Annotated in this window: 15 protein-coding genes; 8 read left to right on the top strand and 7 right to left on the bottom strand. The window is 66.4% G+C overall.

Annotated features, from left to right (window positions below; genetic code table 11):
• Nucleotides 1-9 precede the first annotated feature (9 nt).
• Nucleotides 10-843, top strand: a complete 834-nt coding sequence (locus V7787_RS36450; protein WP_336092337.1) for an arylamine N-acetyltransferase family protein — start codon at nt 10-12, stop codon at nt 841-843.
• A gap of 101 nt (nt 844-944) precedes the next feature.
• Here the strand turns inward: V7787_RS36450 and V7787_RS36445 are convergent, their stop codons facing one another.
• Together V7787_RS36445 and V7787_RS36440 are read right to left on the bottom strand one after the other, a co-directional pair.
• Nucleotides 945-1,934 carry a hypothetical protein gene (locus tag V7787_RS36445; RefSeq protein ID WP_336092335.1) on the bottom strand — a complete coding sequence of 330 codons (990 nt, stop codon included), beginning with the start codon at nt 1,932-1,934 and terminating at the stop codon, nt 945-947.
• 486 nt (nt 1,935-2,420) lie between these two features.
• Nucleotides 2,421-3,299: a hypothetical protein gene (locus V7787_RS36440; protein WP_336092333.1), complete on the bottom strand. Its 879-nt coding sequence runs from the start codon at nt 3,297-3,299 to the stop codon at nt 2,421-2,423.
• 269 nt (nt 3,300-3,568) lie between these two features.
• Here V7787_RS36440 and V7787_RS36435 point away from each other — a divergent pair, with 269 nt between their 5' ends.
• Nucleotides 3,569-3,988, top strand: a complete 420-nt coding sequence (locus V7787_RS36435) for a VOC family protein (protein WP_336092331.1) — start codon at nt 3,569-3,571, stop codon at nt 3,986-3,988.
• Nucleotides 3,989-4,053: 65 nt separating this feature from the next.
• Here the strand turns inward: V7787_RS36435 and V7787_RS36430 are convergent, their stop codons facing one another.
• Together V7787_RS36430 and V7787_RS36425 are read right to left on the bottom strand one after the other, a co-directional pair.
• On the bottom strand, nt 4,054-4,632 hold the full coding sequence (locus V7787_RS36430; protein WP_336092329.1) for a DUF3016 domain-containing protein: 579 nt from the start codon (nt 4,630-4,632) through the stop codon (nt 4,054-4,056).
• Between the two features lie 172 nt (nt 4,633-4,804).
• Nucleotides 4,805-5,179: a YciI family protein gene (locus V7787_RS36425; protein WP_336092327.1), complete on the bottom strand. Its 375-nt coding sequence runs from the start codon at nt 5,177-5,179 to the stop codon at nt 4,805-4,807.
• A gap of 146 nt (nt 5,180-5,325) precedes the next feature.
• Here V7787_RS36425 and tsaA point away from each other — a divergent pair, with 146 nt between their 5' ends.
• The 5 genes from tsaA (at nt 5,326) to V7787_RS36400 (ending at nt 10,396) form a co-directional block, all read left to right on the top strand.
• Nucleotides 5,326-5,904 carry a tRNA (N6-threonylcarbamoyladenosine(37)-N6)-methyltransferase TrmO gene (gene tsaA / locus V7787_RS36420; protein ID WP_336092326.1) on the top strand — a complete coding sequence of 193 codons (579 nt, stop codon included), beginning with the start codon at nt 5,326-5,328 and terminating at the stop codon, nt 5,902-5,904.
• Between the two features lie 292 nt (nt 5,905-6,196).
• Complete coding sequence (locus V7787_RS36415; RefSeq protein WP_336092325.1) at nt 6,197-6,703, top strand: SRPBCC domain-containing protein; 507 nt, start codon at nt 6,197-6,199, stop codon at nt 6,701-6,703.
• A gap of 183 nt (nt 6,704-6,886) precedes the next feature.
• Nucleotides 6,887-7,873 carry an ABC transporter ATP-binding protein gene (locus V7787_RS36410; protein ID WP_336092323.1) on the top strand — a complete coding sequence of 329 codons (987 nt, stop codon included), beginning with the start codon at nt 6,887-6,889 and terminating at the stop codon, nt 7,871-7,873.
• Nucleotides 7,870-8,631, top strand: a complete 762-nt coding sequence (locus tag V7787_RS36405; RefSeq protein ID WP_336092321.1) for an ABC transporter permease — start codon at nt 7,870-7,872, stop codon at nt 8,629-8,631. The genes V7787_RS36410 and V7787_RS36405 overlap by 4 nt, the downstream gene beginning before the upstream one ends.
• Before the next feature lie 382 nt (nt 8,632-9,013).
• The gene (locus tag V7787_RS36400) at nt 9,014-10,396 is read left to right on the top strand and encodes an amino acid permease (RefSeq protein ID WP_336092319.1); all 1,383 of its coding nucleotides are present in this window, start codon (nt 9,014-9,016) and stop codon (nt 10,394-10,396) included.
• Nucleotides 10,397-10,533: 137 nt separating this feature from the next.
• Here the strand turns inward: V7787_RS36400 and V7787_RS36395 are convergent, their stop codons facing one another.
• The gene (locus V7787_RS36395; protein ID WP_336092317.1) at nt 10,534-12,216 is read right to left on the bottom strand and encodes a vWA domain-containing protein; all 1,683 of its coding nucleotides are present in this window, start codon (nt 12,214-12,216) and stop codon (nt 10,534-10,536) included.
• Between the two features lie 215 nt (nt 12,217-12,431).
• Here V7787_RS36395 and V7787_RS36390 point away from each other — a divergent pair, with 215 nt between their 5' ends.
• Nucleotides 12,432-12,917: a tetratricopeptide repeat protein gene (locus V7787_RS36390; RefSeq protein WP_336092316.1), complete on the top strand. Its 486-nt coding sequence runs from the start codon at nt 12,432-12,434 to the stop codon at nt 12,915-12,917.
• 7 nt (nt 12,918-12,924) lie between these two features.
• On the opposite strand, the gene V7787_RS36385 is transcribed toward V7787_RS36390, so the two are convergent.
• Both V7787_RS36385 and V7787_RS36380 read right to left on the bottom strand, forming a co-directional pair.
• On the bottom strand, nt 12,925-13,407 hold the full coding sequence (locus tag V7787_RS36385; protein WP_336092314.1) for a DUF2165 family protein: 483 nt from the start codon (nt 13,405-13,407) through the stop codon (nt 12,925-12,927).
• Nucleotides 13,408-13,616: 209 nt separating this feature from the next.
• Entirely contained in the window at nt 13,617-13,871 is a 255-nt protein-coding gene (locus V7787_RS36380; protein WP_336092312.1) for a DUF3297 family protein, read from the bottom strand.
• Between the last annotated feature and the right edge of the window lie 35 nt (nt 13,872-13,906).

Genomic DNA, 13,906 nt, shown 5'->3' with positions numbered 1-13,906 from the left:
GGTAAGCCGATGTCCGCGCAACTGCAGGATCTGCCGCTGTATCTGCAACGCCTGGGTTTCCAGCGCGCGCCGCCTCCGAGTCTGGAGACCCTGCGCGAGTTGCAGCTGCGCCACACCGGCGAGTTCGCCTTCGAGACCATCGCCACGCTGGTGCACGCGCCGGTGCCGATCGACTTGCCTTCGTTGCAGCGCAAGCTGTTGCACGAGGGCCGCGGCGGTTACTGCTACGAACTCAATCTGATGTTTTTGGCGCTGCTGCAGGATCTGGGATTCCAGGCGCGCGGGATCACCGGACGGGTGGTGATGGGCGGTCCGGAGGATGCGATGACCGCGCGCACTCATCTGGTGGTGTTGGTTACGGTCGAGGGCGTGGAGTATCTGGCCGATGTCGGTTTCGGCGGGATGGTGCCGACTGCGCCGTTGCGATTGGCCGAGCGCGGCGAGCAGGGCACGCCGCATGAGCTTTATCGGCTCGACCGCCGCGACGACAGCTATGTGCTGCGCGCCAAGGTCGGCGGTGAATGGCGGGCGTTGTATGTGTTCGATACGCAGCCGCAGGCGGCGATCGATTTTGAGGTCGGCAATTGGTACGTGTCGGCGCATCCGCAGTCGCCGTTCCGCGATCAGTTGTTCGTCGCGCGTACCGGGCCGGGTTGGCGCAAGACCTTGAGCAACGGCAGTTTCGCGATCCATCGCATCGGCGCGGCCAGCGAGCGGCGCGAGTTGGAGGGTGCGCAGGCGGTGATGGCGGTGTTGCGGGAGGAGTTTGGCTTGCGGCTTCCGTCTGGGCCGGAGTTGGGGGAGGCGATTGGGCGGCGGTTGGCGGTGGGGGCGCGGGGATAGCGGCGCGGATCGAGTGGTGCTGCTCTGGTTGGTGAGAGCAAAGTCAAAATGGGTTCCGGCTTTCGCCGGAATGACGGTGTGAGGGTTTACGGCGGGTGGGTTTACCGCTTGGTGGGTTGGTCGGAGCGGCTCTCGGGCGGGCGGCTCTTTTGTATCACTTGCAAGGACGCGTGCATGCGCACCTGGCGCTGGCGCTCAATCAGCGTGCGTTGTTCGGCCAATGACTTGATCTCGGCGATCAGCCGGTTGAACTGTTCGGCGTCCTTGGGATCTTCGAAGATCATCGTGCCGTCCTGCATCTGGATCTTGCCCAGGCGGGCCTGGGCCAGGTCCAGCACTTGTTCGCTCTTGGCGATGCTGGCGCGCTGGTTCTTGAGCAGGGCGGTGTCTTCCTGGCGCAGGCGCGCGGTGTTGGCGACGAAGTCGGTCATGACTTGGCGGCCTTCGGGGTTTTCGCCGATCAGCGCGCGCAGGCGTTGTTCGAATTCGGCTTGGCTGGCGCGGCTGACGCCGACGGAATAGTTGAGCAGTTCCAGGTAACGGCGGTTGTTGGCGCGGCCGCTGCGGATGCCCTCGGGGCCGAGCAGGTTTTCCGGCAGTAATTGGTCTTCCAGATGCAGCGCGTCGATCTGCGCCTGCGCCTGGGCCTGTCGGTAACGGCTGCGGCTGCCGACTTCGCCGGCGATGACGCCGATGCCGTCGAGCAGCGCCTGGTTGTCGCGCGCCGGCGGCAGGCGGGTGTTGGCGGTCGATGGAGGCTGGTTGAGCGAGGCTGCGTCGGGCAGGTTCAAGCGCTGTTGCTCGTGCAGCAGCAGTTCGCGCCGGTCGGCGACCAGATTGCGTTTCTTGTGCAGGGCGGCGATGTGGTAGTCGACGTCGCCGGTGACCAGCGAGCAGGTGGTGGTCAGTATCATCGCCACCACGATCGCGCCGATGATTTTGTACAGCAGGCCGTTGGCGCGCATGACCCGCAGCATCGACGGGAACGGGCGCACCGCCTGCCAGGCCGGCCGCGCCAGACCGCAGTGCGGGCACACGATGGCGGCCGGCGCGAGGCGGGTTTTGCACTGCCGGCAAGCGTTATGCGACACCCGGCCCCCTGGCTGCGGCTGCGCGGCCCGTTGCCGCCCGGCGATTATCGACCACGCGCCCGGACCGGGCCAGTGCGCGCGGCCGGATCAGTCGCTGAGGCCGTGGGTTTCGAGGTTGTCGCGGGCGGCGCTGCCGATTGCTCAGCCGCCGCGGCGCGAAGACCGGGCCGCTTTGCCCCTGAAGGACTGATGCCTGAAGACTTCAGCGTTATCCCTCCAGAACGTCATTCCCGCGAAGGCGGGAATCCAGCGACTTCAAGCGTTCTCGCACGAAAGGCTCTGGATTCCCGCGTTCGCGGGAATGACGATCTGGTGAGATGACGCTTAAGGCTCTGGATTCCCGCCTTCGCGGGAATGACGTTCTGGGGGGGAACGCGGATTGAGGACAATGCGCCGGTCCGACGCGATCGACTCAGACCAGTGCCTCGCGCGAGTCGATGCACTCGCCACGTTCGCCGGCCTAAAGGTCCAGTCCAGCCCTCGCGCTCAGCTGCCGCAAATCGCGCATTGCCCGCCATTGGCGTCGCCGGCGCGTTTGAGCGCCTCACGCGCCCGCGCCTGCCGCTGTTGCAGCAGCCGGTCGCGCGGCGCGCCGTAGCGCACGGCCAGGTCGTACAGCGCATCGGCGTTCTCGACCGAACCGCCGATCAGATGCAAGGTGGCCCAGTCGCGCAGCAGATTGGCCACCACCGGATCCTTGGGCGCGACGAATTGGGTGCGTTCGAACAACTGATAGCTCAGCGAGCGTTCCAGCAAGCCCGGCGTGACCGGGCGTCCGTCGTTGCCGGCCGGCATCGGCGGCATCGGCGGAACCGTCTGCGCGGCGAAGTCCACGCCGGCGATCGAACGCGCGTCGAGGTAGCGCGGATCGCGCTTGAGCGCGATCTTGGCTTGCAGAATGCGCGCGTGCAGCCACTCGGTGCGGTAGTGCTCATCGGGGTTGCGGGCGAAGCCCAGGCGGATCCAGCGCAGGGCGATGTCGTCGTAGCCGGCCAGTTCCAGGGCCGTGCCCAGATTGGCCGCGGTCTGGTGGCGGCCGGGGAAGCGTTGTTCCAGCCGGGTGAAATGGCGGATCGCCGGCACGTACTGGCCCTGGTAGATCAGCACCACGCCCAGGTCGTTGAGGTTGTTGAAGTTGGGCTCGGCGCGGACGCGGGCGATGGTGGCCCGCACTTGCTTGAGGCCGGGCCGGTTGCGCGAGGGTTTGCTGAGGCGGTCGGTCATCTCGCTGCCGACGGCGTACCAGGCGGGTTCGAACTGGCGGCCTTGCAGATCGGTGGCGGTGGTGTTGATGCAGGCTTGGGCGGCGGCCGGCGCCAGCAGGGCGGCGAGCAGCGCGGTGCGCCAGATACGGTTGGTGGCCACGGGGTTCCCCTTCGGCCACGTCCGGGTGGCGCGAGTGCGGTCACGTTAAACCCCGGCCGGCGCCGGGCCAAGCGGCCCGGCCGAGGCCGGTACAGGCGGTACTGGGGAGGGCAAAAAATTTTTCGTAGAGTTTGTCGATTCCCGCGATCCTGGTTCGTCGTTGTCAGGAGCAGGCAGGAAACGGACCGGATTCCAAGCGATCCGCACCGACTCGCCCGCCGCAGCCAACCCCTTCTGCCGTGTTCCTTCCCAATATCGGAGCCATCGCCATGACCACCCATTCGCAACTGTTCGTCAACCTGCCGGTCAAGAACCTCGCCCGCACCGTCGAGTTCTATACCCAGCTGGGCTACAGCTTCAACGCGCAATTCACCGATGAGAACGCCACCTGCATGATCGTCGGCGAGAACAACTTCGTGATGCTGCTGGTCGAGCCGTTCTTCCAGAGCTTCACCCAGAAGACCCTGGTCGACGCCAAGAAGCAGGTGCAGGCGCTGTTGGCGGTGAGCGTGCCCGATCGCGCCGCGGTCGATGCGCTGGTCGACAAGGCCATCGCCGCCGGCGCCACCGCGCACGAGCCCAAGGATTACGGCTTCATGTACCAGCGCGCCTACGACGACCTGGACGGCCACACCTGGGAAGTGTTCTTCATGGACCCCAACGCCGCGCCGCCGCACGCGGACCAGTAAGCGCCGCTTTCGCCGCGGGCGAATGCGAAACGGCCGGGCGATTGCCCGGCCGTTTCGTTTGGGTTTCAGCGCGAGGCGCTGCGGCGCGCGTCGGTGGATTTGAATTCGTCGTACAGCCAGTCGTCGATCAGCCGCTTCTCATAACGCAGCGGATCGGAGTCGCTGATCGTGCGCGGGCCCATCAGGAAGCTCATGTCGCGCAGATTGCGCTGGCCTTCTTCGATCACCTGACCGTCCTCGCTCACTCGCTTGAAGTTGAGCGCGATCTTGGGCGGGTAAATGTCGCGGACGAAGCGGGTGTCGTCGAACTGCGGGCCGTGCCAGGGCTCGTAATCGCCGGCGCGCTTGATGTCGGTGATCTCCACTTCCAGCCGTTCGCCGGGCGGCAGCTGCTTCTGCGCGCGCTTGCGCACGTACTCGGCCAGTTGCTCGACCCAGTTGCCGCGGCGGGATTCGAAGCGATTGCGGCTTTGGCGGATTTCGCTGAATTGTTCGGGATTGTCCCAGCGCACGCTGACCGGCCCTTGTTCGGGCAGGGCGCGCGGCGCGTCGGGATCGGTGACGGTGCGGGATTTGGCGCCGGCCTCGCCGGCCGCGAGCGCGGCGGCGGCCAGGACGATGGCGACTGCGGTCCGGAGGTGCATGGCGGACTCCGATTCGGTGGGTACGCGCCGATTCTCCGCCCGCCCGGCGGCCCTGCCTAGCGTCATTGGGTTAAACGCAGCGTTGCGCGCGATCGCGGTTGGCGGCAATTCACGCTTCGCCGCCCGCGGCGCGCCGATGGCCCCGTTCAGTCGGGGCCTTGGCGGTACGGTCTCAGGCGTCGAAGTGCTTGCGCACGTTCTCGAAATCCAGCACCGGGCGCACTTCGATCCGGCCGGTGCGGCTCCACGGGAATTCCTGCGCGATCCGCAGCGCCTCGTCCATGTCGGCCGCTTCGATCAGGTTGAAGCCGCCCAGGTATTCCTTGGCTTCGGCGAAGGGGCCGTCGAGGAAGGTGGTGCGGCCGGCGCGGGTGCGCACCGATTTGGACTCGGCCGGCGGCGCGAGCATCTGCGAATCCAGCAGCACGCCCTGTTCGCGCATTTCGTCGGCGTGACTCAGGCAGCCGCGCATCATGGTCGCGTATTCGCCGTCGGGCAGCGCTTCGATCAGCTGGTCGTCGTTGTAGATCATCACCAGGTATTTCATCGTGGCCTCGAGGTGGCGTCGGGGGAGACCGGGCGGTCGCGCCGGTGGTTCGGCAGGATAGCGCCATCGGCGCAGGGCGCAGCAGTGACAAAACGCATATCGGGCGTTGCCGCGGCGCTGGTGGAACCGCCGCGGCGAGGGCGACAATGCCGCTTGCTCAGGCCGCCGCCGCCGTTGCCCCCGACATGTCCGAACAGTATCTGTGCACGCCCATCGCCTACCTGCGCTCGCCTTACGCGCTGCGCATCGACGCGCCGCATCAGTCGACCGTGGTGCAGGGCACGCAGAGCGGCGATGCGGCGCAGGCGCGGGTCGAGTTCGTCGAGGATTTGCCGGCTGAGGCCTTCGCCGATCTGGAAGGGTTCGAGCGGATCTGGCTGATTTTCGCCTTCAGCCGCAGTCAGGGCTGGAAGGCGCAGGTCAAACCGCCGCGCGGCGGGCCCAAGCGCGGGGTGTTGGCGACGCGCTCGCCGCATCGGCCCAATCCGTTGGGGTTGTCGGCGGTGGAATTGGTGGCGGTGGAGGCGCGGGCGTTGGTGGTGCGCGGGGTCGATCTGCTCGACGGTACGCCGGTGCTGGATATCAAGCCTTACGTGCCCTACGCCGATGCATTCGCGCAGTCGCGCGCGGGCTGGATCGATCAGATCGATTCGGCGCAGGGGCGGCATTCGGCGCCTGGGCCGAAGCGGCCGCGCAAGCCGCCGCCGGTGGAGCCGCAGCAGTGAGCCGCGGGATGCGGCGATAGGTAGCGTCGGGCGCGCTGGCGGAGGTGAAATCAAAATGGGTTCCGGCTTGCGCCGGAATGACGGAGAAGGTGGTTGCGTTCGCCGGTCTCAGCGTCTGGGACGAGTAGCTGGATGCTGTTTGTCGGCCGCCTTGACGCGAACCCCTACGGGTTGTAGTTTCCTTGGCGGTTAAATATAAAGCGGTTGATTAGATCGATTCAATTCGGTTCGTGCCGCAGTGGCCTCGCTCCCCCGAGGCGCGGCGCGGATTTTCCTGCTCAGGAGTTCCGACATGACGTCAGACGGTTCCAGCACGCTCGCCGTTCCTCCCGCCCGCACCACTCACCGCATCGAAGAACGCAGCATCACCCTGCAACGCATCATCCATGCGCCGCGCGATCTGGTGTTTCTGGCCTGGACCGATCCGGTCCACGTCGCGCGCTGGTGGGGCCCGCACGGGTTCCGCAGTGTGGTGCGGCAGATGGATGTGGCCGTCGGCGGCCAATTCCGCATCTGCATGATCGCCCCGGACGGCACCGAGTATCCGATCAAGGGCGTGTATCAGCAGATCCTTGAACCCGAGCGCCTGGTCTATGTCGACGATTGGGACGATGAGCGGCCGTCGCAGCCATCGCGGGTGACGGTGAGTTTCGCCGACGACGGTCCGGAGCGGACCTTGCTGAGCCTGGAGATTGTTTTCGCCAGCGAAGCCGAACGCGTCGAGATGGAATCGCAGCAGATCATTCCCGGCTGGGCCGAGACCTTCGAACGCCTGGACGCGTACCTGGCCGAACGCTGAGTTGCGCCAGCGCGGCCGATCGCGCGTGCGCCGCGCAACCGGCCGGCGCGCGCGCGCCGTACACTGGCCCGCGCGCGAAGCGGTGTCGCCGCTTCGCATGAATCGACCGCGGATCGTGCGCGGTCCGTGCCGGCGCCATCGCGCCGGCGAACGCACGCAAGTGCCGTCTTTCGCGGAGTCGCCATGCCGTCCGTTGCCGAACCGGCCGCTACACCCACCGCCAACATCGTTTCCATCCAGGGCCTGACCAAGACCTACGCCGGCGGTTTTCAGGCGCTCAAACGGGTCGACCTGGACATCCGCCGCGGCGAGATCTTCGCCTTGCTCGGCCCCAACGGCGCCGGCAAGACCACCTTGATCAGCATCGTCTGCGGCATCGTCAATCCGGGCGAAGGCAAGGTGTTCGCCGATGGTCACGACATCGTCCGCGACTACCGCGCCGCGCGTTCGGCGATCGGGCTGGTGCCGCAGGAGCTGCACACCGACGCGTTCGAAACCGTGTGGGACACGGTGCGCTTCAGCCGCGGCCTGTACGGCAAGGCGCCGGATGCCGCGTACCTGGAGCGGATCCTGCGCGAGCTGTCGCTGTGGGACAAGCGCGGCGAAAAGATCATGGCGCTGTCGGGCGGGATGAAGCGGCGGGTGCTGATCGCCAAGGCGCTGTCGCACGAGCCCAGCATTCTGTTTCTGGACGAACCCACCGCGGGCGTGGACGTGGAACTGCGCCGGGAGATGTGGGCGATGGTGTCGCGACTGCGCGACAGCGGGGTGACCATCATTCTGACCACCCACTACATCGACGAAGCCGAGGAAATGGCCGACCGGGTCGGGGTGATCAACAAGGGCGAGATCGTCCTGGTCGAGGACAAGCGCACCTTGATGCGCAAACTCGGCAAGAAGCAGCTGAGCCTGCAGTTGCAGGCGCCGCTGGCGGCGCTGCCGGCGGAACTGGTCCACGACTCGTTGAGTCTGGCCCAGGACGGCAACGAACTGATCTACACCTTCGACGCCCAGGCCGAGGACACCGGCATCGCGGCGTTGCTCAAGCGGCTGGGCGAGCACGGGATCGAGTTCAAGGATCTCAACACCAGCCAGAGCTCGCTGGAGGAAATCTTCGTGAATCTGGTCAAGTCGCCGCAAGCGGCGAAAACGGCGGAGGCGCGCGCATGAACCTGCATGCGATCAAGGCGATCTATTTCTTCGAGATGCACCGCACCTTCCGCACGCTGATGCAGTCGATCGCCACGCCGGTGCTGTCGACCTCGTTGTACTTCATCGTGTTCGGCTCGGCGATCGGCTCGCGGATGGTGGAAATCGGCGGGATCAGCTACGGCGCGTTCATCGTGCCGGGCTTGATCATGATGTCGCTGCTGACCGAGAGCATTTCCAATGCGTCGTTCGGCATTTACCTGCCCAAGTGGTCGGGGACGATCTATGAGCTGTTGTCGGCGCCGGTGTCGTTCGTCGAGGTGATCTGCGGTTATGTCGGCGCGGCGGCGACCAAGTCGGTGATTCTGGGGCTGTTGATGCTGGTCACTGCGCGCTGCTTCGTCGATTTCACCATCGTCCATCCGGTGTGGATGGCGGTGTTCCTGGTGCTGACCGCGGTCACCTTCAGCCTGTTCGGCTTCATCATCGGGGTGTGGGCGGACGGGTTCGAGAAGTTGCAGATGATTCCGATGATGATCGTGATGCCGCTGACGTTCCTGGGCGGCAGCTTCTATTCGATCGATATGCTGCCGCCGTTCTGGCGCGGGCTGTCGCTGTTCAATCCGGTGGTGTATCTGGTCAATGGGTTTCGCTGGAGTTTTTACGGCAAGTCCGATGTGGACATCGTGCTGAGCGTGGGGATGACGGCGGGATTCATGCTGCTGTGTCTGGCGGCGGTTTGGTGGATTTTCCGGACGGGGTACAAGCTCAAGAGTTGAGTTTGGGGAGGGGCTTGCGTCGTTGTTGGTTTTTCGCGTGCCCTCACCCCAGCCCTCTCCCGCGAGCGGGAGAGGGAGAGGGAGAGGGAGAGGGAGAGGGAGAGGGAGCCTGGAGCGGCGGGAGAGGGGTGGTTGGAGCCCTTCTCCCGCAAGCGGGAGAAGGTGCCCCGAAGGGGCGGATGAGGGGACAAGGTCGCGACACAGCACAGTGCCCTGAGGCTTCTGTCAGCACCGCGAAACCCCAAAAGGAAGAAAAAACGAAAAAATCAGGAACCCCCGCCCTGCCGCGTCCGCAACGCCCGGAGTATGCTTCGCCGATTCCGGCCCGGCCGCGTTGAGCGCAGCGCGGTCGTCGCGTCGGGAGCAGCCGGGAGCCCCGCGGATGCAGAACAACCAGCAGCAACTCCACCGTGGCCTCAGTGAGCGCCATATCCGCCTGATGGCGCTGGGCGCGGCGATCGGCGTCGGCCTGTTCCTGGGTTCGGCCAACGCGATCAAGCTCGCCGGCCCCGGCATCCTGCTGGCCTATCTGCTCGGCGGCGGCGCGATCTTCATCATCATGCGCGCGCTCGGCGAGATGGCGGTGCACAACCCCGTCGCCGGTTCCTTCAGCCGCTATGCGCGCGACTACCTGGGCCCGCTGTCGGGCTATCTGACCGGCTGGAACTACTGGTTCCTGTGGCTGGTGACCTGCGTGGCCGAGATCACCGCGGTCGGCGTGTACATGCAGGTGTGGTTCCCCGATTCGCCGCAGTGGGCGTGGGCGCTGGCCGCGCTGGTGGCGATGGGCTCGGTCAACCTGATCACGGTCAAGGCCTACGGCGAGTTCGAGTTCTGGTTCGCGATGATCAAGGTCGTGACCATCGTCGGCATGATCCTGGCGGGCCTTGCGATGATCGTGTTCGGCTTCGGCAACAACGGCGTGGCCACCGGCATCAGCAATCTGTGGGCGCACGGCGGCTTCTTCCCCAACGGCGCGCAGGGCGTGCTGATGTCGCTGCAGATGGTGATGTTCGCCTACCTGGGCGTGGAGATGATCGGCCTGACCGCGGGCGAGGCGGCCAATCCGGCCAAGTCGATTCCCGACGCGATCAACTCGGTGTTCTGGCGGATCGTGATCTTCTACGTCGGCGCGTTGTTCGTGATTCTGTCGCTGTACCCCTGGAACGAGTTGGGCACCACCGGCAGCCCGTTCGTGATGACCTTCGAACGCATGGGCATCCGCGAGGCGGCCGGCATCATCAACTTCGTGGTGCTGACCGCGGCGTTGTCCTCGTGCAACGGCGGCATCTTCAGCACCGGGCGCATGCTCTACAACCTGGCCCAGCAGAAGCAGGCGCCGGCGTTCTTCGCCAACACCTCGCCCGGCGGCGTGCCGCGCGCGGCGATCCTGGTGTCGGTGGCGGCGTTGCTGATCGGCGTGGTGCTGAACTATGTGGCGCCGGCCAAGGTGTTCGTGTGGGTGACTTCGATCGCGACCTTCGGCGCGATCTGGACCTGGGGCGTTATCCTGGTGTCGCACATGAAGTTCCGTGCGCGTCTCAGCGCCGCCGAGCGTGAGGCGTTGGCGTTCAAGATGCCGATGTTTCCGGTCGCGTCGTGGATCGCGCTGGGGTTCCTGGTGCTGGTGATCGGGTTGATGGCGTACTTCCCGGATACGCGGGTGGCGTTGTACGTCGGGCCGGCGTTTTTGATTTTGCTGGTGGTGCTGTATTACGCGGTTGGGTTGAACAAGCGCGATAGCGCGGTGGTGCAGGGCGCTTAGAGCTGCCCTCACCCCAACCCCTCTCCCGCAAGCGGGAGAGGGGCTTTAGACGCGGCGCATCTGTTCCCTCTCCCGCTCGCCACCCAAGGTGACTTCCTTCGGAGCGCGGGAGAGGGCTAGGGTGAGGGCCGCCGGGCTTACTCCGCAGCCACAGCCGCACTCTGAGTAGCCCCACCCGCAGCCTGCAAACTTTTGGCCGTCTGCACCAACTGCAAAAACTCCCCGCGATACCCATCGCGATCGTCCCCGCGCGCGCTGCGCGCGAGCCCGATCACCCCGTCCCAGCCGAAGTTCTGCCCTACATAGGTGCCGCCGCGCAGCATGTCGCCGTAGCCGGCCACCGCCGCGGCGAAGCGCATGCGCTCGCTGGGTTCGCCGGCGATGTCGCTGCGCAACAGCGGCGCTTCGATCAGACGGCTGTCGCTTTCGCCCGGCCGCTTGTAGCGCAGACGCAGCAGCGCAACTTCGCCGGCCTTGCCGTCTGCCGACGCCGGCCCAGCCGCTTCGGCCTGTTTGCCCTTGCCGTAACGCAGCGGATCGACCGATTCGCCGCCGGAACCGACCAACGCCAGCTCGTACAACGCGGTCACGTCGTGCCCGGCGCCGATGTCGCCGGCGTCGACGCGATCGTTGTTGAAATCCTCACGCTTGAGCACACGGTTCTCGTAACCGATCAGCCGGTACTCGGCCACCACCGCCGGATTGAACTCCACCTGCACCTTGACGTCGCCGGCGATGGTCAACAAGGTCGAACCCAATTCCTCGTTCAACACCTTCTGCGCTTCCAGCGCCGTATCGATGTAGACGTGGTTGCCGTCGCCGATGTCGGCCAATTGCTCGGCCATGGCGTCGTTGTAGTTGCCGGTGCCGAAGCCGAGCGTGCTCAAGGCGATCCCGGACTTGCGCTGATCGGCGACGATGGTTTCCAGCGCCGATTGATCGGACACGCCGACATTGAAATCGCCGTCGGTGGCCAGCAGCACGCGGTTGATGCCGCCCTTGACGAAGGCCTGGCGCGCGGTCGCGTAGGCCAGTTGGATGCCTTCGCCGCCGTTGGTCGATCCGCCGGCTTGCAGACGTTCGAGCGCGTCGAGGATTTCCCCGCCGTGATCGCCCGGGGTCGGCGGCAGCACCAGCCCGGCCGAGCCGGCGTAGGCGACGATCGAGATGCGGTCCTGTTCGCGCAGCTGCGGAACCAACTGGGCGAAGGCGCGCTTGAGCAGCGGCAGCTTGTCGGGCTCATCCATCGAGCCGGAGGTGTCGATCAGCAGCACCAGATTGGCCGGCGGCAGCTCGCTCTTGTCGACGTCATAGCCCTGGATGCCGATCTGCATCAGCACGCGCTTGGCGTTCCACGGCGACGGCGCCAGTTCGGTGGAGACCTTGAACGGCGTGTCCTTGGACGACGGGCGCGGATAGCCGTAGTCGAAGTAGTTGATCAGTTCCTCCACCCGCACCGCGTCCTTGGGCGGCAGTTCGCCGGCGGCGAGCATGCGCCGCACGTTGGCGTAGCTGCCGGTGTCCACGTCGATGGAGAAGGTCGATACCGGTTGTTCGGCGGCGCGGTGGATCGGGTTGGTCTCGGTCTTGGCGTAACGCTCGGTGTTGGCCGACGCAGGCGGGGCGTATGCCGGCTGCGCGTCGGCCGCCATCAGCGCCTTCTCGACATAGGCGGGTTCGGCGGAGGCGGCTTCGTCGGTATGTTCGATCTTGCGGCTGCACCCGGCCAGGATCAGCGACAGGGCGATGCCCGCGGCGAGGGCGGCGGCGGGCAGGCGACGGGTGGGCAGGGCGAGCGGGGACGCGGTTCGCGGCAACATGGTGATCCTCCAATGATCGGGCTGTGCGGCGGTGGTACGACGTAACAACGTCGGTCGCGGCGCTTCGGGGTTCCACTCCGGGCGGCGGCGAGCGAAACATACGAAAGCGGGTCTTCGCTTTTCGTTATGACGCGCGTTGGTTTTTCGTTGGCCCGGTCCAAGGCACAATGCCCGCTCGCAACCGATAGCCGGCGCCGGGGAGGCGCCGGCCCGCCATGGACCCGACCCGGCTCGACAACCCGGCCTTGCTGCAACTCGCGTTCGCCGCCATCGCCCAGGCGCGCGATGTCGAGGCCGTGCGCTTGCTCAAGACCGTGCTGGAACGCGACCCGGGCAATCTGCACGCGCAATATCTGTTGGCGATCCAGCACGCGCAGTTGGGTCTGTTCGAGCGCGCCGAAGAACGCTTGCGTGCGGTGTTGACGGCGGTGCCGCACTTCGTCGTCGCGCGTTTTCAACTGGCCCAGCTGTTGGTGATGCGTGGTACCGCCAAGGATGCGCGCGAATGGCTGCTGCCGCTGTTGGATGAGCCGGCGCCGCTGGGCGCCTACGCCGAAGGCTTGCTGGCGGCGATCGACGGCGAGCCGGCGCGCGCCTGCGCGCTGATCGAAGCGGCCTTGCGCCTGCCGCAGACGGTGCCGACGCTGGCCCAGGACATGCGGCGGCTGTGCCAGCAATTGCGCGAGACCGCGGCGGCCTGAGTCGCGCTCAGACCCGCAGATTCACCGCCAGCAGCGCCAGCGCCGACACGCCGATCAGCACGAAGTGCAGCAGCTGCACGTTGTCTTGACGGATGTAGTAGGCGAACCAGCTGCCGCCGATCAGCATCAGGAAGCAGGTGGCCATGAACGCGCTCAGCGCCAGGTTGGCCTGGGCCACCGGATCGGCGAACCCACCGGCGCCGGCCAGCGCGGCCACCGCCGACCACAGCAACAACCCGCTGACGATCTCGGCGGCCAGCACGATGCTCAGCACCGCGCGATGCAGCCGCGGGTTGTCGATCTTGCGCGCCAGCAGCGGGGTCTGGATCGCAGGCGCCTGTTCCAGCGGCGCCATGCGCATGAGCTGGCCGATCGCGAACACGCCGTTGCGGAAGGCGATGAGGTTGTTGAAGGCGATCAGGCTGATCCACAGCGCCAGTCCGGCGAGCAGGATCAGTTTGAACAGCAGCAGGCTGGCGGCGAGCGACATGGCGATACTCCGGAAGGTCTGAGTGTGGCCCCGCGCCGGACGGCGATTCGGGGTTCATGCTCTTACGACGATCCAGGCGGCGCGTTTGCGACATCGGCGCGGAAAAAAATCGCCGGTCCGTGGTTCTCGCGGGCGCCGGCAGCCGCCAGCGGTCGTGGCGGCTGCATCGGCCGAGGGGCGCCGTTACACCGGCATCCCCGCGACGGGGCTCACTCCGCGTCGGGCGCGGGCGTCAGGTAATACGCTTCGACCTGACCTTTGTGCTTCATCGTCATCGGATTGCCGCGGCGGTCCAGGGCCTTGCCGACCGGCAGGCGCACCCAGCCTTCGCTGATGCAGTATTCCTCGACATTGCTGCGCTCCACGCCGTTGAAGCGGATGCCGATGCCGCGTTCGAGCACGGTCGGGTCGTAGAACTTGCTGCGCGGGTCGTTGGACAGGTGGTCGGGCGGGGTATCGGTCATGGTGGCGCTCTAGCGGGGACGGATGCGGCGCCGGC

It is taken from the genome of Pseudomonas sp. CGJS7 (assembly GCF_036961695.1).
The sequence above is the reverse complement of the archived record's forward strand: the minus strand, read 5'-3'. Positions and strand labels throughout refer to the sequence as shown.